Below are 24,128 nucleotides of genomic sequence, written 5' to 3'. Positions count from 1 at the left end.
AGCCTCTGAAATGACGAAAAGGAATGATTAGTTCCTTTATGGAATATAGGCCGCAACGCAGGAAGCAAACGGTAATACTCACGGCGGCGGTTTGCGCGTTCGTGCGAAATTAAGAGACAGGGAAATTGTGTAATGCCGCCCGGCGTCTCATACTGGGTGCCGAAGAAAAATGATCGGCAGCGCCGATAGCAAAGAAGGATTTTTCGGTATGTTTTCCCGTTTTTACCTGAAGACCAGCCTGCTGGCCCTCGCACTCGGCGGCGTCTTCAGCGTTTGTGCCGCACAGCCCGTAAAAGACGCGCCAATGGGCCGTTTCGCCGCCGAACAGACCCGCCACATCGCCACTTACTTCCCCGGCCGCATGGCGGGCAGCCCGGCAGAATTGCTCACCGCCGACTATCTGAAGCAGCAATTCAGCAAGATGGGTTACCAAAGCGACATTCGCAGCGTCAATACGCGCTATCTCTACACCAGCAAAGACGGCAAGAAGAACTGGAACAACGTCACCGCCAGCTCGGTGATCGCCGCCCGCAACGGCGACAGCCCAAAACAGATCGTGGTCGTCGCCCACTTCGACACCTATACGCCGCAGAGCGATGAGGATCTGGATAACAACCTCGGCGGCTTGACGCTGCAGGGCGTCGACGACAACGCCTCCGGCATCGGCGTGATGCTGGAACTGGCGGAACGCCTGAAGAACATTCCCACCGCCTACGGCCTGCGCTTCGTCGCCACCAGCGCCGAAGAGATCGGTTCACTGGGGGCGCAGAACTACCTGCAACGCATGAGTGCGGAAGAGAAAAGCAACACCGTGCTGGTGATCAACCTCGACAGCCTGATCACCGGCGATCGTCTGTATTTCAACGCCGGGCGCAACACGCCGCCGCAAATGGCGAAGCGTTCCCGCGATCGCGCGCTGGATATCGCCCACCGCTACGGCATCGCCGCCGCCACCAATCCGGGCAGCGCACAGCATCCGAAAGGCACCGGCTGCTGCTCTGATCAAGAGGTGTTCGACGCTGCTGGCATCCCGGTGCTGTCGGTGGAGGCCACCAACTGGTCGCTGGGCGACAAAGATGGCTACCAACAGCGCGCCGTCAGCCCGCACTTCCCGCAGGGCATCACCTGGCACCGTCCGCAGTATGACAATCTGCAGTATCTGGATCGCTACCTGCCGGGGCGGATCGACAAACGCAGCCGCGACAGCGTGCAGATCCTGCTGCCGCTGATCAAAGAGCTGGCGCAGGCGCACCCGCCGAAAGCGCAGAAGAAAAAGTAGCCCGCAAAAAAACAGGGCCCAGCATTGCTGAGCCCTGTCATGTTGATCGCGCCGTTTAGCCTTCGTGCAGGCCGCACTCGCGCTTCAGGCCGAAGAAACGCGTCTCTTCCTCGCTCATGCCCGGCTCCCACTTCTGGGTGGTGTGGGTATCGCCGACCGACAGGTAACCCTGCTCCCACAGCGGGTGATAATTCAGCCCGTGTTCGGTCAGATACTGGTAAATCTTGCGGTTGTCCCAGTCGATGATCGGCAGGATCTTGAACACCCCACGCTGCACCGCCAGTACCGGCAGATTGGCGCGGCTGCCTGACTGCTCGCGCCGCAGGCCGGCGAACCAGCTCTGCGCGCCCAGCGTCTCCAGCGCGCGGTTCATAGGCTCGACCTTATTGATCTGGTTGTATTTTTCAATCCCTTCCACGCCCTGCTCCCACAGTTTGCCATAGCGCGCCTCTTGCCAGGCGGGAGACTGCTCCGCGCGGAACACCTGCAGATTCAGCTTCAGTTGGTCGGTCAGTTGATCGATAAAGCGATAGGTTTCCGGGAACAGATAACCGGTGTCGGTCAGGATCACCGGGATATCCGGCCGGATACGCGTCACCAGGTGCAGGCATACCGCCGCCTGAATGCCGAAACTGGACGAGAGTACGAATTCGCCGGGCAGATGCTCCAGCGCCCATGCAACGCGCTGTTCGGCGCTGAGGGTCTCCAGTTGGCCATTGACCACCGCTAATGCCAGCGCCTGCCCGGATTTGGGCAACGCGTTCAGCGCCGCCAGATCGAATTCAGCCATGTTGTCTCTCCTGATACTTGAAATGACCTGTGCGGCCCCTCTGCCCAGGGGCCTCTGCCCAGGGGCCGCCGGCCTCACTCCCAAAAATCTCGCGCCGGATCCAGCACCGGTTTGACGATGCCCGCGCGAACGGTGAAGTCGCCGAAACCTTCGCCGGCGTTGCGCTCCTTCGCCCAGCGCCCCACCAGCAGATCGATCTCGCTCAGGATCTCATCTTCGTTGATGTTCTCGCGGTACATGCGCGGAATGCGCGTGCCTTCGCGGTTGCCGCCCAAATGCAGGTTATAGCGGCCGACCGCCTTGCCCACCAGCCCCAGCTCCGCCAGTAGCGCGCGGCCACAGCCGTTCGGGCAGCCGGTGATGCGCAGCACGATATGCTCGTCACCCACCCCGTGCCGATGCATGATCCCTTCCACCTTGGTGACAAACTGCGGCAGGAAACGCTCGGCCTCCGCCATCGCCAGCGGGCAGGTCGGGAACGACACGCAGGCCATCGAGTTTTTGCGTTGCTCGCTGATCTCGTCGTCGATCAGGCCATGATCGCGCGCCAAGGCTTCGATCTTCGCCTTTTCGCTTTCCGGCACGCCGGCGATGATCACGTTTTGGTTCGCCGTCAGGCGGAAGTCGCCTTTATGGATCTTGGCGATCTCCGCCATACCGGTCTTCAGCGGGCGCCCCGGATAGTCCAGCAGGCGGCCGTTCTCGATAAACAGCGTCAGGTGCCACTGATCGTCGATGCCCTTCACCCAACCGATGCGATCGCCGCGGCCGGTGAATTCATACGGCCGAATCGGCGCGAAGGTGATGCCGGCGCGCTTTTCCACTTCGGCGCGGAAAACGTCCACCCCGACGCGCTCCAGCGTGTATTTGGTTTTGGCGTTCTTGCGATCGGTACGGTTGCCCCAGTCGCGCTGTGTGGTCACCACCGCTTCAGCCACCGCCAGCGTATGCTCGAGCGGAATGTAGCCGAACTCGCTGGCCTGACGCGCGTAGGTTTTCTTGTTGCCGTGCTCAATGGACAGCCCGCCGCCCACCAGCAGGTTGAAGCCCACCAGCTTGCCGTTTTCGGCGATCGCCACGAAGTTCATGTCGTTGGCGTGCAGATCGACGTCGTTCTGCGGCGGGATCACCACCGTGGTTTTGAATTTGCGCGGCAGGTAGGTCGGCCCCAGAATCGGCTCTTCGTCGGTAGTGGCCACCTTCTCCTGATCCAGCCACACCTCTGCGTAGGCGCGGGTGCGCGGCAGCAGGTGTTCGGAGATCTTCTTCGCCCACTCGTAGGCTTCCTGATGCAGCTCGGACTCCACCGGGTTGGAGGTGCACAGCACATTGCGGTTCACGTCGTTGGCGGTCGCCAGCGCGTCCAGCCCCAAGCGGTTCAGCAGCTGGTGCACCGGTTTGACGTTGCCTTTCAGAATGCCGTGAAACTGGAACGTTTGGCGGTTGGTGATGCGAATACTGCCGTACAGCGTGCTCTCCTGCGCGAACTTGTCGATGCCCAGCCACTGCTGCGGGCTGATGATGCCGCCCGGCAGGCGACAGCGCAGCATCATGGCGTGGCGCGGCTCCAGCTTCTGCTCGGCGCGTTCGGCGCGAATGTCGCGGTCATCTTGCTGGTACATGCCGTGAAAACGGATCAGCAGGAAGTTGTCGCCGTTGAAGCCGCCGGTCAGGCCGTCGTTCAAATCTTCGGCGATAGTGCCGCGCAGGAAGTTGCTTTCCTTCTTCATGCGCTCCGCATCGGCCAGTTTGCCTTCGACTACCAAAGGCCCGGGGTGTTTATCACTCATCAGTAAACATCTCGCTGATAACGGCGCTCAAGGCGCAGCTCACTTAAAAATTCATCCGCCTGCTCGGTATCCATGCCACCGTGCTCGGCCACCAGTTCCAGTAATGTGTTTTCCACGTCTTTCGCCATGCGATTGGCATCGCCGCAGACGTAAATGTGCGCGCCTTCCTGAATCCAGCGCCACACTTCCGCGCCCTGTTCGCGCAGTTTGTCTTGTACGTATATTTTATGTTGCTGGTCGCGGGACCAGGCCAGATCGATGCGGGTCAGCAGGCCGTCTTTCACGTAGCGCTGCCATTCAACCTGGTACAGGAAATCTTCGGTAAAGTGCGGGTTGCCGAAAAACAGCCAGTTTTTGCCGCCGGCGCCGTCGGCGTCGCGCTGCTGCATAAAGGCGCGGAACGGCGCGATGCCGGTGCCCGGGCCGATCATGATCACCGGCGTTTCCGGGTTGGCCGGCAGACGGAAGTTGTCGTTGTGCTCGATAAACACCCGCACGTCGCCGTCCTCCTCCAGGCGATCCGCCAGGAAGCCGGAGGCGCCGCCGCTGCGGGCGCGCCCGTCGATGTCGTAACGCACCACGCCCACGGTGATGTGCACTTCGCTTTCGTTCTCCGCCTGCGAAGAGGCGATGGAGTACAGGCGCGGCGTCAGCGGACGCAGCAGACCGATCAGCTGTTCGGCGCTCAGATCCGCCGGCGCCTGGCGCACCATGTCGACGATCGGCGTGTTGTGCGCGTAATGCTGCAGCGCGGCTTTATCCGCCAGCAGGCCGATCAGCGTTTCGTCGCGCGACAGCGCGGCGTATTTATCGACGATCGGCGTGGTGTTCTGCGTCAGCTCGAAATGGCTGCGCAGCGCCTGCGCCAGCGGCAGGGTCTGCCCTTCCACCTCGACCGGCTCGTCGCCTTTCAGCCACAACAGCTGCACCAGTTCGTCCACCAGCGCCGGATCGTTGTCGAACCATACGCCGAGCGCATCGCCCGGCTGATAGCGCAGGCCGGAGTCGCCCAGATCGATCTCGATATGGCGCACGTCTTTATCCGACGCGCGGCCGGTAATTTTCTGCTTGACCGCCAGTTGGGCGGTGAGCGGTTGTTCCTTGCTGTACGGACTGCTGTCGATCAGGTCAACCGCGCCGCTGGCCAACACGCCCGGCGCGGTGCTTTCCGCCGGCGCGCGCGCCTTCAGCACCGACACCACCTGTTTGCGCCAGGCGGCGGCCAGCTCCTGGTACTCCACGTCGGCATCCACGCGCTCCACCAGGCGCTCGGCACCCAGCTCGGCCAGCTTGCCGTCGAAATCTTTACCTGACTGGCAGAAATTCTCATAAGAGGTGTCGCCCAGCCCGAACACCGCAAACGCGGTGTCATTGAGCTTCGGCGCCTTCTTCGAAAATAGGAATTTATGCAGCGCCACCGCTTCTTCCGCCGGCTCGCCTTCCCCTTGCGTGGAGGCGACGATCACCAGCAGGCGCTCTTGAGCTATCTGCTTGAACTTGTAGTCGCCGGCGTTGATCAGCGTGGCGCTCAGATTGGCGGCCAGCAGATCGTCGCGCAGCTGCTCCGCCAGGCGGCGCGCATTGCCGGTCTGCGAAGCGGAAATGATAGTGATGCCGGCGGCAGCCGCAGGGGCGACAGGCGCCATGGCCACGGCTCCGGGCTGTTGATTGACCATGCCCCAAAAATAACCGGACAGCCACGCCAGCTGCGTCGGCGAATAGTCGCCGATCGTCGCCTGCAGGCGTGCCAGCTGTTCGGGCGTCAGCGGGAGCAAAGATGTTGGAGGAGCCTGAGTCGTCATTGCTGTACTTATTTCCTATACTTAGCGCCTTTCCTGCCAGGCGCGCGCCAGTGCCAGTCGCTGTCTCTTCGCTGCGTCGGGTGTGCGGAAAAGATCAGGAGAGTTTGTAAGGTTACCGAGCAGAATAGCAACGATTAAATAAGGGATAGCAATAAATCATAACCAAAATGACTAAGCTGTTTTTCTGGTAAGGGATAACGCTTAAACCGTTAAACAAAGTTTTTTATCCAGATGAAATTAAAGCGCTTTTTTTCATCATTTTTTCACCGTTCAACATTTCGACTCATAACCCCAGCCGATAGGTGCCGCAAACACCAAACAAAAAAAGTGTTAACCGGGCGCGGTTACCGCGGCGGTAGACCATAACGGTATAAATGGCAAGCAGACGCGCTTTCCGGTACTATGCGGCGGTTTTTGAGTCAATGAGGCCGTAATAATGGCAACCACGCTGTTTAAAGATTTTCAGTTTGAAGCCGCACACCGCTTGCCGCACGTGCCGGAGGGCCATAAATGCGGCCGTCTGCATGGGCATTCGTTTATGGTGCGTCTGGAAGTGACCGGTGAAGTGGATCCCCACACCGGTTGGGTGATGGATTTCGCCGAGCTCAAGGCTGTGTTTTCCCCGATCTGGGAACGGCTGGATCACCATTATCTGAACGATATTCCAGGATTGGAAAATCCCACCAGCGAAGTGCTCGCCGCCTGGATTTGGCAGCAGCTCAAGCCCCAGTTACCGGAACTGACTGCGGTGATGGTGAAAGAGACCTGTACGGCGGGATGCGTATATAAAGGTTGATGCCGTGAGGGTATGTGCAGATACCCTCACACTACCTCGCCTTGCAGATCCAGACGCCGCGCCGTCCAGGGCCTTTCCGACAGGCTCAGCGCCATTCCCCCTCGATAGACAAACGTTTTGCTCTCGCCATCCTCAATGAACGCCGTCTCGTTTTCCATCGCCCAATAGCCGGCGCCGGTATAGTACTTTTCGCTTACCGCAAACAGTATGGAATACGCGATCCCTTTACTGCGCAAATAGTCATGCGCCTTCACCAGCATGTTTGCGGCCACGCCGCGGCGCCGATGCGTGTGTGCCACGGCCACCAGCCCGATGATGCCGATCACCTCGGCCTCACCGTCAATCAACACCGGCCGCTCATGCACCGCCAGTTGTCCGACGATCGCCTCGCCTTCCGTGGCGGTCACCAGGCAAGCCGGCACCTGCCGCCGATAAAATCCGTCGGTTATCTCGGGGAAAGCGTCGGACAACAGCGAGCGAATCGACCGCAATTCCGCTTCCGTCACCGCCTCGAATGCACGCGATATAATTTTCACCGTAACTCCCGTCCCGTTCGAAGGCCTGCGGCCAATAAAAAACTCAGGCGATGTTCAGATACTTGTGGGTCTGCATCGACAGCCGCCAATTGCGCGCGATACAGGTTTCAATACACAGACGGGTCGCCTCTTCTTTCTGGCTGATCGGCTGCAGCGCGATAATGCGCGCCTTGTCATCCTGCAACGTCGCCAGCAGCGCATCCAGCGCCTCGATGTCGCGCTCGCGCGCCACCGGATGCTTCACCTCGTCGGCGCGCCGCAGCGCCTGATCCAACACCTTCATGCCGCCGCGCATATTCACCTTGGGCGAAACCGTCACCCAGGTGTTGGCGGAACAGCGAATTTCGTGGGTGCCGCTGGTTTCAATCTGGCAACGGTAGCCGTGCTGTTCGAACAGCTCGGTCAGCGGCGCCAGATCGTAAATGCAGGGTTCGCCGCCGGTGATCACCACATGGCGCGCGGTGTAGCCTTGTTGGCGCATCACCGCCAACAGCTGCTCGGCGCTGGCATTGCCCCAGGCGTCGCTCTCTTCTGTTTTGACCAGGATCCGTTGCAGGTCTACTTCCCGATGGGCTTCCTTTTCCCAGGTATGTTTGGTGTCGCACCAGCTGCACCCTACCGGGCAGCCCTGCAGGCGGATGAAAATGGCCGGCACGCCGGTGAAAAAGCCTTCGCCCTGCAAGGTTTGGAACATCTCGTTGATCGGGTACTGCATCGGTTTCTCAATCTGGAAAAGTAAAAAACGATTATCGCAGATTCCGCCTCGGCGACCAAACGGCCAAAATTGTATTAAATTTTTTCCTCCGCGCCGCCGCCAGCATATCTCACCGCCAATGGCGTTCATTTAATTTGTTAACCGGTATTAGGCCTTTCATCCGCGGTGCAACCTGCTCCACAGAAAACAACACGAAGTTAACAAATAAGATAATTATATTTGACATAAAGCGCCGACGCGCAGATGTATATACAAGCAAACACAAGCCGAGCATCAGTTTCGGCCACATACTATTCATCACGACTACATCTGCGTTTAGAGGGTGCCATGACTCATTCCACCAGCGAGTTAAACATTCAACAGGCCATCGACGACAGCAAGTTTTCGCTGTTTCACTGGACACTGATCGTTCTCGGATTCCTGATCCTCGCCATCGACGGTTTCGATACCGCCGCCATGGGCTATATCGCCCCCTCGGTCGCCAAAGACTGGGGCATCGTGAAGCAGGATCTGGGGCCGGTGCTGAGCGCCGCGCTGCTGGGGCTGTCGCTCGGCGCGCTGATAGCCGGGCCAATCTCCGACCGCATCGGCCGCAAGCGCGTGCTGGTGTTTTCCTGCCTGTTCTTCGGCCTGTCGAGCCTGGCCACCGCCTACGCCGGTTCGCTCAACAGCCTGACGCTGTGGCGCTTCCTCACCGGTCTCGGGCTGGGGGCGGCGATGCCCAACGCCATTACCTTGATCTCCGAATACGCGCCGCAGCGCTGCCGTTCGCTGGCGATCAATACCATGTATTGCGGCTTTCCGCTGGGCGCGGCCGGCGGCGGCGCCATTTCATCGTGGCTGATCCCGAGCTACGGCTGGCACAGCGTGCTGTTGCTCGGCGCCATTGCGCCGCTGGCGTTGACGGTTTTGCTGATCCTGCTGCTGCCGGAATCGGTCAAATATATGGTCAACCGCGGGCAGGATGCGGCGAAGATCAAACGCATCACGCAACGCTTCGTCAGCCAGAGCCTCGACGGCGTGACGCGTTTTTACCTGTACGAAGAGAAGCTGACGCAGGCCAAGACCAGCGTCGGCCTGCTGTTCAGCCGCCCTTACCTGCTCGGCACGCTGATGCTGTGGGTGACCTACTTCATGGGGCTGGTGATCTATTACGTGCTGCTGAGCTGGATGCCAATCCTGATGCAGGGGCTGGGCTATCAGCTGGAACAGTCGGCGATGCTCACCTCGCTGTTCACCTTCGGCGGCACGCTGGGCATCCTGGTGGCCGGCTGGCTGATGGACCGCTGGAATGCGCACAAAGTGGTCTCGAGTGGCTTTGTCGTCACCGCCCTGCTGATCGTGGCGATGGCCACCGAAGACAAGCAGATCGTGCTGCTGGGCGCCTTCATCTTCCTGATGGGCGTCACCATGAACGGCGCGCAGTCCGGGCTGCAAACGCTGGCGGCCACCTTCTACCCGACCCACAGCCGCGCCACCGGCATCGCCTGGATGCAGGGCATCGGCCGCTTCGGCGGCGTCGCCGGCACCATGATGGGCGCCCAACTGCTGGCGATGCAGTGGGAAGTGCAGAGCATCCTGATGTTCCTGTGCGTACCGGCGCTGATCGCCGCCATCGCCACGGTGTGCAAGATGAGCCGCAAGCCGATGCTGCAACCGGCCGCCTGAGCCTGGCAAGCCCGCCCACGGCGGGCTTTCTTCCCGCGGTGATAGGGCTTGTTTATCCTCCGCCGCCAACTGTAATCAGTCTGTAAAAATATTGTGACTAGCCGCCCAAAAATGAGTCAATTTTAATTCATTTTTGCCGAACAGCTCACTTTTCTCCGGCTTTTCGCACATGAAGCCGGTGATAAAAAATCGCATATCAACCTGATATAAAAAGAAAATAACTTTTTCTTATGCCACTTTTCAGCGGCAACTGGTCAGTGTTGCATATGCTTGTACATACAAGTATATGTTAATAAGCCCTACGCATTGTTATGCCGTGGTACTCATCCCCACCGCGGCATGGAATCTGCACCGATACTGTTTGAGGAAAATGCTGTGACTACAAATAACAAAGTTCGCAATGTCGATGTACGCGCGCCACGCGGCACACAATTAAACGCAAAAAGCTGGCTGACCGAAGCGCCGTTACGCATGCTGATGAACAACCTCGATCCTGAAGTTGCGGAGAACCCACATGAGCTGGTGGTGTACGGCGGCATCGGCCGCGCCGCGCGCGACTGGGATTGCTACGACAAGATCGTCGAAACCCTGAAAACGCTGGAAGAGGACGAAACCCTGCTGGTGCAGTCCGGCAAGCCGGTCGGCGTATTCAAAACCCACAGCAACGCGCCGCGCGTGCTGATCGCCAACTCCAACCTGGTGCCGCACTGGGCGACCTGGGAACACTTCAACGAACTGGACGCCAAAGGCCTGGCCATGTACGGCCAGATGACCGCCGGTAGCTGGATCTACATCGGCAGCCAGGGCATCGTTCAGGGCACCTATGAGACCTTCGTCGAAGCGGGCCGCCAGCATTACGACGGCAGCCTGCAGGGGCGCTGGGTGCTGACCGCCGGTCTGGGCGGCATGGGCGGCGCGCAGCCGCTGGCCGCCACGCTGGCGGGCGCCTGCTCGCTGAACATCGAATGTCAGCAGAGCCGCATCGATTTCCGTCTGAAAACCCGCTACGTCGATGAGCAGGCCAAAGATCTGGACGACGCGCTGGCCCGCATCAAAAAATACACCTCAGAAGGCAAAGCCATCTCCATCGCCCTGTGCGGCAACGCGGCGGAAATCCTGCCTGAGCTGGTGCGCCGCGGCGTGCGCCCGGACATGGTCACCGATCAGACCAGCGCCCACGATCCGCTGAACGGCTATCTGCCGAAAGGCTGGAGCTGGGAAGAGTATCGCCAGCGCGCCCAGACCGAGCCGGCCAAGGTGGTCGCCGCCGCCAAGCAGTCGATGGCCGATCACGTCAAAGCCATGCTGGCGTTCCAGCAGATGGGCGTGCCGACCTTCGACTACGGCAACAACATTCGCCAGATGGCGAAAGAAACCGGCGTCGACAATGCCTTCGACTTCCCGGGCTTCGTGCCGGCCTACATCCGTCCGCTGTTCTGCCGCGGCATCGGGCCGTTCCGCTGGGCGGCGCTGTCCGGCGATCCGCAGGACATCTACAAAACCGACGCCATGGTGAAAGAGCTGATCCCGGATGACGAACACCTGCACCGCTGGCTGGACATGGCGCGCGAGCGCATCAGCTTCCAGGGCCTGCCGGCGCGCATCTGCTGGGTTGGCCTCGGCCAGCGCGCCAAGCTGGGTCTGGCGTTCAACGAGATGGTTCGCCGCGGCGAACTGTCCGCCCCGATCGTCATCGGCCGCGACCACCTGGATTCCGGCTCCGTTTCCAGCCCGAACCGTGAAACCGAAGCGATGAAAGACGGTTCCGATGCGGTTTCCGACTGGCCGCTGCTGAACGCCCTGCTGAACACCGCCAGCGGCGCCACCTGGGTTTCCCTGCACCACGGCGGCGGCGTCGGCATGGGCTTCTCCCAACACTCCGGCATGGTGATCGTCTGCGACGGCACCGACGAAGCCGCCGAGCGCATCGCCCGCGTGCTGCACAATGACCCGGCTACCGGGGTCATGCGTCACGCCGACGCCGGTTACGATATCGCTATCGACTGCGCCCGCGAGCAAGGCCTGAACCTGCCGATGGTTGCCGCGACCCAAGGAGAAAAAGCATGAAAGCGCTGACTATTCGCCCGGGCAAACTGACGCTGGCCCAGCTACGCGACGTGTATCAACACCCGGTGACGCTGACGCTGGACGACAACGCCTATGCCCCAATCCAGCGAAGCGTGGCCTGCGTGGAACGCATCGTTGAAGAAAACCGCACCACATACGGCATCAACACCGGGTTTGGCCTGCTGGCTTCGACGCGCATCGCCCGCGACGATCTGGAAAATCTGCAGCGCTCGATCGTGCTGTCACACGCCGCCGGCGTGGGCGAGCCGACCGACGACAATCTGGTGCGCCTGATCATGGTGCTGAAGATCAACAGCCTGTCGCGCGGCTTCTCCGGCATTCGCCTGGAAGTTATCCAGGCGCTGATCGCGCTGGTCAACGCCGAAGTCTATCCGCATATCCCGCTGAAAGGCTCAGTCGGCGCCTCCGGCGATCTGGCGCCGCTGGCGCACATGAGCCTGGTGCTGCTGGGCGAAGGCCAAGCGCGCCATCAGGGCCAATGGCTGCCGGCAACCGAAGCGCTGGCCAAAGCCGGCCTGAAACCGCTGACGCTGGCGGCGAAAGAGGGCCTGGCATTGCTGAACGGCACCCAAGTCTCCGCCGCCTTCGCGCTGCGCGGCCTGTTCGACGCGGAAGACCTGTTCGCCGCCGCGACCGTGGCGGGCAGCCTGACGGTGGAAGCGGCGCTGGGCTCCCGCAGCCCGTTCGATGCGCGCATCCACGAGGTGCGTGGCCAGCGCGGCCAGATCGACGCCGCCCTCGCCTACCGCCACCTGCTCGGCGCGCGCAGCGAAGTCTCCGACTCGCACCGCAACTGTGAAAAAGTGCAGGATCCTTACTCCCTGCGCTGCCAGCCGCAGGTAATGGGCGCCTGCCTGACGCAGATCCGTCAGGCCGCCGAGGTGCTGGAGATCGAAGCCAACGCCGTCTCCGATAACCCGCTGGTGTTCGCCGAGCAGGGTGACGTGCTGTCAGGTGGCAACTTCCACGCCGAACCGGTGGCGATGGCCGCCGATAACCTGGCGCTGGCATTCGCCGAAATCGGTTCGCTGTCCGAGCGCCGCATCTCGCTGATGATGGACAAACACATGTCTCAGTTGCCACCGTTCCTGGTGGAGAACGGCGGCGTGAACTCCGGCTTCATGATCGCTCAGGTCACCGCCGCGGCGCTGGCCAGCGAAAACAAAGCGCTGGCGCATCCATCGAGCGTCGACAGCATTCCGACCTCCGCCAACCAGGAGGACCACGTTTCCATGGCGCCGGCCGCCGGCCGCCGTCTGTGGAGCATGGCGGACAACGTGCGCGGCATTCTGGCGGTCGAGTGGCTGGCCGCCTGCCAGGGCCTGGATTTCCGCAACGGCCTGAAGACCTCGGAAGGTCTGGAGCAGGCGCGCCGTCTGCTGCGCGAGCATGTCAGTTTCTACGACAAGGATCGTTTCTTCGCCCCCGACATTGAAGCCGCCAGCCAGCTATTGGCGGCCGGTCACCTGACATCGCTGCTGCCTGCGGCGCTGCTGCCTAGCCAGGCATAATCATTACACACTGAATCACGCAGTTTGTTCTGCCCCGCCGGGTGCGTTCCACCCGGCGCGGGCAGCGCGTGCCTGTTCGGCAAACACTTAACGGGAAGCAACATGCGTAACGAAACGACACAACTCAGACGCGGACTAAACGCGCGGCATATCCGTTTCATGGCTCTCGGCTCGGCGATCGGCACCGGCCTGTTCTACGGCTCCGCCGGCGCCATCCAGCTGGCCGGCCCGGCGGTGCTGCTGGCCTACCTGGTGGGCGGCGCGGCGGTATTCATGGTGATGCGCGCGCTGGGTGAAATGGCGGTGCATCAGCCGGTTTCCGGCTCGTTCGGCCACTACGCCAGCCACTATCTCGGCCCGCTGGCCGGGTTCCTCACCGGCTGGACCTACACCTTTGAAATGGTGATCGTCGCCCTGGCGGACGTCACCGCCTTCGGCATCTATATGGGGCTGTGGTTCCCGGACGTCGCCCAGTGGGTCTGGGTGCTCAGCATCATCCTGTTTATCGGCGCGCTCAACCTGTGCAGTGTCAAGGTTTTCGGCGAGCTGGAGTTCTGGCTGTCGCTGGTCAAGGTCGCCGCCATCGTGGCGATGATCGTCGGCGGTGCGGCGGTGATGCTGTTCGGTTTCGGGCAAGCCCAGCACGCCACCGGCATCAGCAACCTGTGGCAGCACGGCGGCTTTATGCCTAACGGCATCGGCGGCGTGGTCGCGTCATTAGCGGTAGTGATGTTCGCCTTCGGCGGCATCGAGATCATCGGCATCACCGCCAGCGAGGCGAAAGACCCCGCCAAAGTGCTGCCGAAGGCGATCAACGCCGTGCCGGTGCGCATCCTGCTGTTTTACGTGCTGACGCTGACGGTGCTGATGGCGATCTATCCGTGGAACAGCATCGGCCAGAACGGCAGCCCGTTCGTTGAGATCTTCAGCAACCTCGGCATCAGCTCCGCCGCCAACGTGCTGAACGTGGTGGTGATCACCGCCGCCATTTCGGCCATCAACAGCGACATCTTCGGCGCCGGCCGCATGATGTACGGCATGGCGCAGGACGGCCAGGCGCCGCGCAGCTTCACCAAACTGACCGCCAGCGGCGTGCCGTGGATGACGGTGCTGGTGATGTCGGTCGCCCTGCTGCTGGCGGTGGTGCTCAACTACCTGATCCCGGAGAAGGTCTTCATGATCATCGCCTCGATCGCCACCTTCGCCACCGTCTGGGTGTGGCTGATGATCCTGCTGTCACAGATCGTCATGCGCCGCACGCTGTCGCCGGAAGAAACGCGTCAGTTGAGCTTCCCGGTGCCGTGGTGGCCGGTCGCGCCGGCATTGGCGACCGCCTTTATGGCGTTCGTCATCGGCCTGCTCGGCTACTTCGAAGAGAGCCGCATCGCGCTGTACGTCGGGCTGGTGTGGATCGCGTTCCTCACCGTGGCTTACTGGCTGTGGGTGCGCAAGAAAGGCGGCGGTTCGCCGGTGACCACCGCGACGCAACAGATGTAACGCTCGCTTCGGCCAAAACCCGCTGCGGCGGGTTTTTTTATTGCGCCTGCGCCAGCGCCTGCAGGATATCCGCCTGCAGATCGTCAAACGCCTCCAGCCCGGCGGACAGCCGCACCAGCCCCTCGCTGATGTGGTGCCGTTTCCGCTCTTCCGGCGTGTAGGCCGAGTGCGTCATGCTGGCCGGGTGTTGCGCCAGGCTTTCGCAATCGCCCAGGCTGACCGCGCGCAAGATGAGCTGCAGCGCATTGAGGAAGCGAATGCCCGCACGTATTCCGCCCCGCAGTTCAAACGCCAGCATGCCGCCGGGGCGCGCCATTTGCCGCCGTGCCAACGCATGCTGCGGGAAGTTCGCCAGGCCGGGGTAATACACCCGCTCGATCGCCGGATGCTCCGTCAGCATCTCCGCCAGGCGCTGCGCGTTATCGCAATGACGATCCATGCGCAGCGGCAAGGTTTTCATCCCACGCAGCACCAGCGCGGCATCCTGCGCCGACAGTACCGCCCCGTTCATGTCCTTTAGCCCCTCCAGACGGATCGCCTCGGCCAACGCCTGACGCGTCACCGCTATCCCGGCCAGGAGATCGCCGTGCCCGCCGAGGTACTTGGTCGCCGAGTGCACCACGATATCGGCGCCTAACGCCAGAGGCCGCTGCAGATAGGGCGTACAGTAGGTGTTGTCCACCAGCAGCAGCGCCTGATGCCGATGGGCGATCTCCGCCACGGCGGCGATATCGATCAAGCGCATGTTGGGATTGGCCGGCGTTTCGCAATACACCAGCCGGGTATGCGGCCCCATGGCCGACGCCAGCCGCTCCGGCCGGGTCAGGTCAACGTGGGTTATCTTGACGCCAAAGCGCGCCAGACCATGATGAAAATAGCTGAAGGTGCAACCATAGACGGTTTCATCGACAATCAGCTCATCACCCGGTCTGAGCAGCGTCCAACAACACGCGGTGATCGCCCCCATACCGGAAGCGAACGCCACCGCCGCCTCCCCCTCCTCCAGGTTGGCGATGCGTTGCTCGAGCAGGTTTAACGTCGGGTTGGCGATGCGCGAATAAAAGTACCCCGGCTCGGTGCCGGCAAAGCAGGCGCCACCGTATTCCGCCGTGGGAAAAGCAAACGTAGAGCTCATAAACACCGGTGGAGACAGTGCCCCCTGATACCGCTGAGGATCGTAGCCGTAATGAATAGCCCGGGTGGCAAAGTCGTGGCCAACTGCTGTAGCGGACATAACACAACTCCTTACCTGAGTGGGTGAAGCTTAATTCGACGATTCATCTGGAAGGGCTGACGGCAACGCGCTGTCTCGCGCGCGCTTGCCGATGATTTGTAAAGTACGCAGCAGCAACGTTAACCCCAGCAGGGTATCCGGCTGCTTCAGCAAGGCGTACAGCGCGCGAAAACTGGCCGGCGGAGGATTCAACTGCAGCTCGCTGTGCGCCATCTGCAGCGCCGTTCCGCCTTCCCAGCCGAGGGTCACCAAACCTTCAAAGACGCCGGCCAGTTTCTCCACCAGCGCGTTGTCGGCAATATCCACCACGTCCGACAACAGCGACAACAGATCGACCACGTTATCCAACCGGCCGCCCGACAGCAGCGGCTGCAGTTTCTCGAGCAACGCCGCCAATGATTGCAGGTCCGCCGCATGCACCGTGCTTTCCGTCATATCAGCCCCCTTACCGTGGCCCAGTAAAGGCCGCGGTTAAACCCATTGCGCAGCATGCCGCCCACCTTGGTGGCGGGCGTCGGCAGCACGTCGTGACGGTAGTCGTACACCAGCGGCATGCCGGCATTCAGCCCCATTTGCGCAACCGCCTGCACCTTGCCGTCATAATGGCTCACTGTGTGGCCCAGCCGCATTTCCGCCACGATGTTGTCGGCAATGACCGGCGCCTGATTATGGCAAGAGCCGCCGGCCTTGCTGACCGGCAAATCCACGGTATCGCCTATGACATACACGCCCTGCTGGCCGTAGACCTGCAGCGTTTGATGATCGGTCGGCAGCCAGCCTTCACCGTTTTGACTCTCGCTCAACCCGGTATTGCGCACCGCCTCGACTGCGCGAATCGGCGGCGTCGCCATCAGAATGTCGAACGGCTGCTCTTCCCCCTCAGCGGAATAGGCGACGTTACGCTGGGCGTCTACCCGGCTGAGGGTAAACCCTCGCTGGTGGCGAATGTCGCGCGCGGCAAAAATGGCGGGCAGCGCTTCACCGGTCGGGCGCTGTAAAAACAGGCAGTTACGCAAGAGTTGAGAAATGGTCGGATAGGTGTACACAATCTCCACCGCCTTGCGCACGCCGCGCCGCCGCAGATAGTCATCCAGCATCAGGGTGGTTTCGATCGGTGCGATGCCGCACTGATGGGGCACATTGGGCGTTTCAGGGAAGGACACGGTGATGAAAATGCGGCCTTTCTCGATCGTCGCCAATTTATGCGCTAACCGCCTGGCGGCCTGATACTGGTAAAAATGATCGCCCGCCTGCACCAATCCTTCGATGCGCTCTGGCCAAGGTACGCAGCCGGTGGCGAAAACCAGAAAATCATAGGAATAAAATTTACCGCTTTGCGTAGCTATGCTTCGCTGTTTTAAATCGAAAGATTCCGCCTTATCAATAATAAACTGTATTTCGGGCCGCAATAAACTCCGCTGTGAGCGCGTGAGCTCTTGCTTGAAAAAAGTATTGAACGCCACATACATAAACGCCGGCTTGTAATAATGCAGCGGTGAATCCGATATCATTAATAACTCGACTTTATTATTAATAATTTCCCGGTGCAATTTTGCGGCCAATAAATTAGCCAGGATAGTGCCGCCGGTTCCGCCGCCGACAATGATGATTCGCTGTCGCATCAAGCCCTCGCTCAACCGGCCAGCAAGCCGGCAGTATTAAGGTATGGTGATGATGAAGGTCTACGGCAGAACGGCGAAAAATAAACTGCCTTATTGGCAGTCTAGTAACGAATAGTTATAAAGCAAATAAAATGGGAATATAAAATAAACGCATTTACTATCTTTAATGAAATTATCGGGTTAAACAAAACCGCGCTTTCAATGAAAAACTTATTATTAAACTGACAATCATCACGAATTTAAAACATAAAAAAACCCGCCGCAGCGGGTTTTTATTTAGCAACCGAATCGGTCGAACTTATTGGCCTTTAACTTCTTTCAGGCCGTTGAACGGCGCACGGTCACCCAGCGCTTCTTCGATACGGATCAGTTGGTTGTACTTGGCAACGCGGTCAGAACGGCTCATGGAACCGGTTTTGATCTGGCCAGCCGCAGTCCCTACCGCCAGGTCGGCGATGGTCGCGTCTTCGGTTTCACCGGAACGGTGAGAGATCACCGCGGTGTAACCGGCGTCTTTCGCCATCTTGATAGCTGCCAGGGTTTCGGTCAGAGAACCGATCTGGTTGAACTTGATCAGGATGGAGTTAGCGATGCCTTTCTCGATGCCTTCTTTCAGGATCTTGGTGTTGGTTACGAACAGATCGTCACCCACCAGCTGGATTTTGTCGCCCAGAACTTTGGTCTGGTAAGCGAAGCCTGCCCAGTCGGATTCATCCAGGCCATCTTCGATAGACACGATTGGGTACTGTTTGGTCAGCTCTTCCAGGAAGTGCGTGAACTCTTCGGAAGTGAAGGCCTTGTTGCCTTCGCCGGCCAGCACATATTTACCGTCTTTGTAGAACTCGGAAGCCGCGCAGTCCATCGCCAGAGTGACGTCTTTGCCCAGCTCGTAGCCCGCCGCTTTTACCGCTTCAGCGATAACCGCCAGCGCTTCGGCGTTGGAACCCAGGTTTGGCGCGTAGCCGCCTTCGTCGCCCACGGCGGTGTTCATGCCTTTGGCTTTCAGAACTTTCGCCAGGTGGTGGAACACTTCGGAACCGATGCGCACCGCTTCTTTCAGGGTTTTCGCGCCAACCGGCTGAATCATGAATTCCTGAATGTCGACGTTGTTGTCAGCGTGCTCGCCGCCGTTGATGATGTTCATCATCGGCAGTGGCATGGAGAATTTGCCTGGGGTGCCGTTCAGTTCAGCGATGTGCTCGTACAGCGGCATGCCTTTAGAGGCTGCGGCTGCTTTCGCTGCTGCCAGGGAAACCGCCAGAATGGCGTTGGCGCCGAAGTTGGATTTGTTCTCGGTGCCGTCCAGCTCGATCATGATCTTGTCGATGTTCGCCTGGTCTTTGGCATCTTTACCCAGTACTGCCTGAGCAATCGGACCGTTTACTGCGGCAACGGCTTTCAGTACGCCTTTACCCAGGAAACGAGACTTGTCACCGTCACGCAGTTCCAGCGCTTCGCGGGAACCGGTAGAAGCACCTGACGGCGCAGCAGCCAGGCCTACGAAACCGCCTTCCAGATGAACTTCGGCTTCAACAGTCGGGTTACCGCGGGAGTCGATGATTTCACGACCGATGACTTTAACGATTTTGGACATTAGGTTTTCCTCAGTACAAGTTAAACTAAAACTCCAGACAAACAGCGCGCGGTTCTCACCGCGCGCCGCCTACCAAATATGTTATTTCACCTGGCGCTTCTGATGCTCGCCTGCGGCTTTCACGAAGCCGGCGAACAGCGGATGCCCATCACGCGGTGTAGACGTAAATTCCGGGTGGAACTGACAGGCTACAAACCACGGGTGATTCGGCAGTTCAATGATCTCAACCAGCTTGTTGTCGGCGGAACGACCGGCGACACGCAGCCCTGCGGCTTCGATCTGCTTCAACAGCATGTTGTTAACTTCGTAACGGTGACGGTGACGCTCGACAATGGTCGGTTCGCCGTACAGCTGACGCACCAGGCTGTTGTCGCTCAGGTTGCACTGTTGGCCACCTACGCGCATCGTGCCGCCCAAATCGCTTTCTTCGCTGCGCACTTCGACGTTGCCGTCTTCGTCGCGCCATTCGGTGATCAACGCCACCACCGGGTACTTACAGTCTGGCATAAACTCGGTGGAGTTGGCGTTTTCCATCCCCGCCACGTTGCGAGCGAACTCCATCAACGCCACCTGCATGCCCAGGCAAATACCCAGGTAAGGAATGTTGTTCTCGCGCGCATAGCGCGCGGTCATCACTTTGCCTTCCACGCCGCGGTAGCCGAAGCCGCCCGGGATCAGGATCGCATCCAGCCCTTTCAGCACTTCCACGCCGCGCGTTTCCACGTCCTGCGAGTCGATCAGCTTGATGTTCACGGTCAAACGGTTTTTCAGCCCGCCGTGCTTCAGCGCTTCGATTACCGACTTGTAGGCGTCCGGCAGCTCAACGTATTTGCCGACCATACCGATGGTCACTTCGCCGCCCGGATTGGCTTCTTCGTAGATCACCTGTTCCCATTCGGCCAGGTTGGCTTCCGGCGCGTTCAGGCTGAATCGTTTACAAATATAATCGTCCAGCCCCTGAGATTTCAATAGGCCTGGGATTTTATAAATAGAATCAACGTCTTTCAGAGAGATAACCGCTTTTTCCGGCACGTTGCAGAAAAGCGCGATTTTAGCGCGTTCGTTAGCAGGAACCGCGCGATCGGAACGACAAATCAGCACATCAGGCTGAATACCGATGGAAAGCAGCTCTTTTACGGAATGCTGGGTCGGCTTGGTTTTCACTTCGCCCGCCGCCGCCATGTACGGCACCAGCGTCAAGTGCATGTACAGAGTGTGCTCGCGGCCCACTTCCACCGCCATCTGACGGATGGCTTCGAGGAACGGCAGCGATTCGATATCGCCGACGGTGCCGCCGATTTCCACCAGCACCACATCGTGGCCTTCGCCGCCTTCGATGATGCGCTCTTTGATCGCGTTGGTGATGTGCGGAATGACCTGCACGGTCGCGCCCAGATAGTCGCCGCGGCGTTCTTTACGCAGCACGTCGGAGTAGATGCGGCCGGTGGTGAAGTTGTTGCGACGCGACATTTTGGTGCGGATGAAGCGCTCGTAGTGACCCAAATCCAGATCGGTTTCTGCGCCGTCTTCGGTGACGAAAACTTCCCCATGCTGAATCGGGCTCATGGTGCCCGGATCCACGTTGATGTACGGGTCCAGTTTCATGATGGTAACGTTGAGGCCACGGGCTTCAAGAATAGCCGCCAGAGAGGCTGCGGCAATGCCTTTACCCAGAGAGGATACGACCCCGCCGGTCACAAAAATATAATTAGTTGTCATGCTGAACCTGAGAGTTTAGGTTTAAAGACGATGGAAGAACCAGGACGGGAAAGTAGTATACCCGAACCTCTCCTGACCTACAAACGATCGTTTTGCTGTCCATCATCTCGGCCGCCCTCCCGTGTTCATCAGGGTTTACTCCGCCGGCGCCGCATAAACCCTCCAGGAAATACAAAGAGTTAGCGGAGAAAGTTTCTTTTTACCGCCCCTCTCGAGCGATAAAACGCCTTAGATTTCAGTTTGTTGGCCTTTTGCTGCCGACGGCAGCCATGCGCCTGTGACCTGACCGCAAGCTTAACCGTTTCAGCCCAAGTGAACCTTGTTTGCGATCAACATTGTCGTCGCAGCGATTCAACTTTCCTGGCGCTTCACCTGCTGCCAGGCGTCTTCCATCTGCTCCAGCGTGGCGTCTTCAAGCCGCAGCCCGCGTTGCTGGACGATCGCTTCCACCTGGCGGAAGCGACGTTCGAACTTGCGGTTCGCCGTCTGCAGCGCATTCTCTGCCTTGTGCCCCAAATGGCGCGACAGGTTCACCGTGGCGAACAGCAGATCGCCGATCTCCTCTTCCAGCTTGCTCTCATCGACCACCGCCTGGCGGGCTTCGTGCATCACTTCGTCGAGCTCTTCATACACTTTGTCCAGCACCGGCCCCAGGGTGTTCCAGTCGAAGCCGACCGAGGCGCAGCGTTTTTGGATCTTGTGCGCCTTCATCAACGCCGGCAGCGCCTGCGGAATGTCGTCCAGCACCGAGTGCAGCGCTTTTTCGGCGCGCTCGCCGGCCTTCAGCTGCTCCCAGCGCGCCGCCACGGCTTCGCTGTCTCCCGCCTCGGCGTCGCCGAAGATATGCGGGTGACGGCGCTCCAGCTTGTCGCTGATGGCGGTGCACACCTCATCGAAATCGAACAGCCCCTGCTCCTGCCCCATCTGGGCATAGAACACCACCTGGAACAGCAAATCACCCAGTTCGTCGCGCAGATCGGCGTAGTCCTGCCGCTCGATGGCGTCCAGCACTTCGTAAGTCTCTTCCAGCGTGTAGGGCGCGATGGTGGCGAAAGTTTGCTTGCGGTCCCATGAGCAACCGACCTGCGGATCGCGCAGCGTTTTCATGATGTTCAGCAGGCGCTGCAGCGGAGTGGATTGGGTCATAAAAAATCTCTGAGAAAGAATGAGGGCGCATGGGAGCGCCCACCGAATTCATGGATCTCGGGCCGTATCGATGGCGCATACGGCCCGAAAGGCGATGTGGGCTTAGTTGCCGTGCAGACGCTTGGCGTCTATCACGTCCGGCAGCTGGTTCAGCTTCGCCAGCACCCGGCTCAGCACCTGCTGGTTGTAGATTTCGATATCCATGTCGATGGTGGCCAACTGTTTCTTGGTGTCGCTGCGGCTGGCGACGCCCAGCACGTTGACCTTTTCGTTGGCCAAAATGGTGGTAATGTCGCGCAGCAGCCCGCTGCGATCGTTGGCCATCACGCGCACCACCAGCGAATAACCGCTGGAGTAGCTTTCACCCCATACCGCATCGACGATGCGCTCCGGCGCGTGCGATTGCAAATCGACCAGCTGATCGCAGTCCGCACGGTGGATCGAAATACCGCGCCCCTGGGTGATAAAGCCGACGATGTCGTCGCCCGGGATCGGCTGGCAGCAGCGGGCGATGTGGTGCATCAGGTTGCCCACGCCCTCCACCACCACGCGGCCGTTGTCCTTGTTGCGGGCCGGCGGCGGCGCTTTCTGCTGCACCAGCTGGCGCAATGCCTCGCGATCCTGCTCTTCGGCGCTCGGTTTGTTGAACTTGCCCTGCAGGTAATTCACCATCTGGTTCAGGCGAATGTCCCCGCCGCCGATCGCCGCCAACACCTCGTCCAGCGAGTTCATGTTGTAGCGCGGGATCAGCAGCTTTTCGGCCTCTTTCAGGCTGATGCCGAGGTGTTCCAGTTCGTTGTCCAGCATCTGGCGGCCGGCGAGAATGTTCTTGTCGCGATCCTGCTTGCGGAACCAGTTGTGGATCTTCGAGCGCCCGCGGCTGGTGGTGACATACCCCAGGTTCGGGTTCAGCCAGTCGCGGCTCGGGTTCGGCTGTTTCTGGGTGATGATCTCAATCTGATCGCCCATCTTCAGCTGATAGGTAAACGGCACAATGCGGCCGCCGATCTTGGCGCCGATACAGCGGTGACCGACGTCGCTGTGAATGTGGTAGGCGAAATCGAGCGGCGTGGAGCCGGCCGGCAGATCCACCACGTCGCCTTTCGGGGTAAATACATAGACCCGATCGTCGAACACCTGGCTGCGCACTTCGTCGAGCATCTCGCCGGAGTCCGCCATTTCTTCCTGCCAGGCGATGAGCTTGCGCAGCCAGGCGATGCGTTCTTCGTAGCCGGAGCGCACGGTTACGCCCGCGCCCTCTTTGTACTTCCAGTGCGCGGCCACGCCCAGCTCGGCGTCTTCGTGCATTTGCCGGGTGCGGATCTGAATCTCGACGGTCTTGCCGCGCGGCCCCAGCACCACGGTGTGGATCGACTGGTAGCCGTTGGGTTTCGGGTTGGCGACGTAGTCGTCGAACTCATCCGGCAAATGGCGGAAGTGGGTATGCACGATGCCCAACGCCGCGTAGCAATCCTGCAGGCGCTCCGCCACGATGCGCACCGCACGCACGTCGAACAGTTCGTCGAACGCCAGGTGTTTTTTCTGCATCTTGCGCCAGATGCTGTAGATGTGTTTCGGCCGGCCGTAGATCTCCACCCGAATGCCTTCGTTGGCCATTTCTGCGCGCAGCCCGGCGACGAAATCGTCAATGAACTGTTCGCGATCGATGCGGCGCTCATGCAACAGCTTGGCGATGCGCTTGTATTCTTCCGGATGCAGGTAGCGGAAGCAGAAATCCTCCAGCTCCCACTTCAACTGGCCGATGCCGAGCCGGTTGGCCAGCGGGGCGTAGATGTTGGAACACTCTTTCGCCGCCAGCACGCGTTCGTCTTCCGGCGCGTCTTTCACCTCGCGCAGGTGGGCGATGCGCTCCGCCAGCTTGATGACCACGCAGCGGAAATCCTCCACCATCGCCAACAGCATGCGGCGCACGTTGTCGACCTGTTCGGAGGCCATCGAGTCGTTTTGGGTGGCTTTCAGTTGGCGAATGGCGTCCATATCGCGCACGCCGTGCACCAGCGCGACGATCCCCTTGCCGAACGCTTCGGTCAGGGTCTCTTCCTGCACGATGCCGGCGTCCACCAGCGGGAACAGCAGCGCGGCGCGCATGCTGTCATTGTCCATGCTCAGCGTCGAGAGAATTTCCACCATCTCCAGGCCGCGCCACAGCAGCAGCGAGGCGTCGGGATGGTTTTGGGTCTGCTGCTCACAATAACGCCAGGTTGCGGCCAATCGCTCACATGACTGCGGGTTAGGTAGCCCCAAGCCGGCGATCCACTCATCGAGAGCGAACTCACCCGCCGTATTCAGATGTGCACTTCTTACCGCAACCATAACTTCT

18 protein-coding genes are annotated in these 24,128 nt (G+C 60.1%); 6 read left to right on the top strand and 12 right to left on the bottom strand.

Going from position 1 to position 24,128, the window contains the following annotated elements:
• Nucleotides 1-208: 208 nt before the first annotated feature.
• On the top strand, nt 209-1,279 hold the full coding sequence (locus ACJ8KE_RS15905) for an aminopeptidase (protein WP_028127845.1): 1,071 nt from the start codon (nt 209-211) through the stop codon (nt 1,277-1,279).
• A gap of 55 nt (nt 1,280-1,334) precedes the next feature.
• Here the strand turns inward: ACJ8KE_RS15905 and ACJ8KE_RS15900 are convergent, their stop codons facing one another.
• From ACJ8KE_RS15900 to cysJ, 3 genes are all read right to left on the bottom strand, one after another.
• On the bottom strand, nt 1,335-2,069 hold the full coding sequence (locus ACJ8KE_RS15900) for a phosphoadenylyl-sulfate reductase (protein WP_060440758.1): 735 nt from the start codon (nt 2,067-2,069) through the stop codon (nt 1,335-1,337).
• Between the two features lie 74 nt (nt 2,070-2,143).
• Nucleotides 2,144-3,859, bottom strand: coding sequence for an assimilatory sulfite reductase (NADPH) hemoprotein subunit (gene cysI / locus ACJ8KE_RS15895; protein ID WP_016929053.1), 1,716 nt, complete (start codon nt 3,857-3,859; stop codon nt 2,144-2,146).
• Nucleotides 3,859-5,661, bottom strand: coding sequence for an NADPH-dependent assimilatory sulfite reductase flavoprotein subunit (cysJ, locus tag ACJ8KE_RS15890; RefSeq protein WP_028127846.1), 1,803 nt, complete (start codon nt 5,659-5,661; stop codon nt 3,859-3,861). Before cysJ ends, cysI begins: the two co-directional genes overlap by 1 nt.
• Nucleotides 5,662-6,097: 436 nt before the next feature.
• Between cysJ and queD the strand changes: the two genes are divergently transcribed.
• Entirely contained in the window at nt 6,098-6,457 is a 360-nt protein-coding gene (gene queD / locus ACJ8KE_RS15885) for a 6-carboxytetrahydropterin synthase QueD (RefSeq protein ID WP_004932638.1), read from the top strand.
• A gap of 26 nt (nt 6,458-6,483) precedes the next feature.
• On the opposite strand, the gene ACJ8KE_RS15880 is transcribed toward queD, so the two are convergent.
• Complete coding sequence (locus ACJ8KE_RS15880) at nt 6,484-6,993, bottom strand: GNAT family N-acetyltransferase (RefSeq protein WP_442517310.1); 510 nt, start codon at nt 6,991-6,993, stop codon at nt 6,484-6,486.
• A 43-nt stretch (nt 6,994-7,036) separates the two neighbouring features.
• Nucleotides 7,037-7,708: a 7-carboxy-7-deazaguanine synthase QueE gene (gene queE / locus ACJ8KE_RS15875; RefSeq protein WP_004932641.1), complete on the bottom strand. Its 672-nt coding sequence runs from the start codon at nt 7,706-7,708 to the stop codon at nt 7,037-7,039.
• 327 nt (nt 7,709-8,035) lie between these two features.
• Here queE and ACJ8KE_RS15870 point away from each other — a divergent pair, with 327 nt between their 5' ends.
• The 4 genes from ACJ8KE_RS15870 (at nt 8,036) to ACJ8KE_RS15855 (ending at nt 14,472) form a co-directional block, all read left to right on the top strand.
• Nucleotides 8,036-9,376, top strand: a complete 1,341-nt coding sequence (locus ACJ8KE_RS15870; protein ID WP_442517309.1) for an MFS transporter — start codon at nt 8,036-8,038, stop codon at nt 9,374-9,376.
• Between the two features lie 375 nt (nt 9,377-9,751).
• Entirely contained in the window at nt 9,752-11,443 is a 1,692-nt protein-coding gene (gene hutU / locus ACJ8KE_RS15865; protein WP_025159649.1) for a urocanate hydratase, read from the top strand.
• Nucleotides 11,440-12,975 carry a histidine ammonia-lyase gene (gene hutH, locus ACJ8KE_RS15860; protein ID WP_016929057.1) on the top strand — a complete coding sequence of 512 codons (1,536 nt, stop codon included), beginning with the start codon at nt 11,440-11,442 and terminating at the stop codon, nt 12,973-12,975. Before hutU ends, hutH begins: the two co-directional genes overlap by 4 nt.
• 102 nt (nt 12,976-13,077) lie before the next feature.
• Nucleotides 13,078-14,472, top strand: a complete 1,395-nt coding sequence (locus ACJ8KE_RS15855; RefSeq protein ID WP_234213773.1) for an amino acid permease — start codon at nt 13,078-13,080, stop codon at nt 14,470-14,472.
• 37 nt (nt 14,473-14,509) lie between these two features.
• On the opposite strand, the gene ACJ8KE_RS15850 is transcribed toward ACJ8KE_RS15855, so the two are convergent.
• From ACJ8KE_RS15850 to relA, 7 genes are all read right to left on the bottom strand, one after another.
• Nucleotides 14,510-15,706: a methionine gamma-lyase gene (locus tag ACJ8KE_RS15850; protein ID WP_110146699.1), complete on the bottom strand. Its 1,197-nt coding sequence runs from the start codon at nt 15,704-15,706 to the stop codon at nt 14,510-14,512.
• Nucleotides 15,707-15,736: 30 nt separating this feature from the next.
• Nucleotides 15,737-16,141 (bottom strand): hypothetical protein, encoded by a 405-nt coding sequence (locus ACJ8KE_RS15845; RefSeq protein WP_016929060.1) that lies wholly within the window; start codon nt 16,139-16,141, stop codon nt 15,737-15,739.
• Complete coding sequence (locus tag ACJ8KE_RS15840; protein WP_397609390.1) at nt 16,138-17,328, bottom strand: FAD/NAD(P)-binding oxidoreductase; 1,191 nt, start codon at nt 17,326-17,328, stop codon at nt 16,138-16,140. Before ACJ8KE_RS15840 ends, ACJ8KE_RS15845 begins: the two co-directional genes overlap by 4 nt.
• Before the next feature lie 298 nt (nt 17,329-17,626).
• Nucleotides 17,627-18,922: a phosphopyruvate hydratase gene (gene eno / locus ACJ8KE_RS15835; RefSeq protein ID WP_004932670.1), complete on the bottom strand. Its 1,296-nt coding sequence runs from the start codon at nt 18,920-18,922 to the stop codon at nt 17,627-17,629.
• Nucleotides 18,923-19,003: 81 nt separating this feature from the next.
• Nucleotides 19,004-20,641, bottom strand: a complete 1,638-nt coding sequence (pyrG, locus tag ACJ8KE_RS15830; protein WP_004932674.1) for a glutamine hydrolyzing CTP synthase — start codon at nt 20,639-20,641, stop codon at nt 19,004-19,006.
• 351 nt (nt 20,642-20,992) lie between these two features.
• A complete protein-coding gene (gene mazG, locus ACJ8KE_RS15825; protein ID WP_016929063.1) occupies nt 20,993-21,787 on the bottom strand; it encodes a nucleoside triphosphate pyrophosphohydrolase in 795 nt (264 codons plus the stop codon).
• A gap of 102 nt (nt 21,788-21,889) precedes the next feature.
• Nucleotides 21,890-24,121: a GTP diphosphokinase gene (gene relA / locus ACJ8KE_RS15820; protein WP_004932686.1), complete on the bottom strand. Its 2,232-nt coding sequence runs from the start codon at nt 24,119-24,121 to the stop codon at nt 21,890-21,892.
• Nucleotides 24,122-24,128 lie beyond the last annotated feature (7 nt).

Source organism: Serratia sp. CY56464 (assembly GCF_052168435.1).
In the GTDB taxonomy this organism is placed as follows: Bacteria; Pseudomonadota; Gammaproteobacteria; order Enterobacterales; family Enterobacteriaceae; genus Serratia; species Serratia marcescens.
Note: the sequence above shows the minus strand (reverse complement) of the source record. Positions and strands in the feature narration are given on the sequence as shown.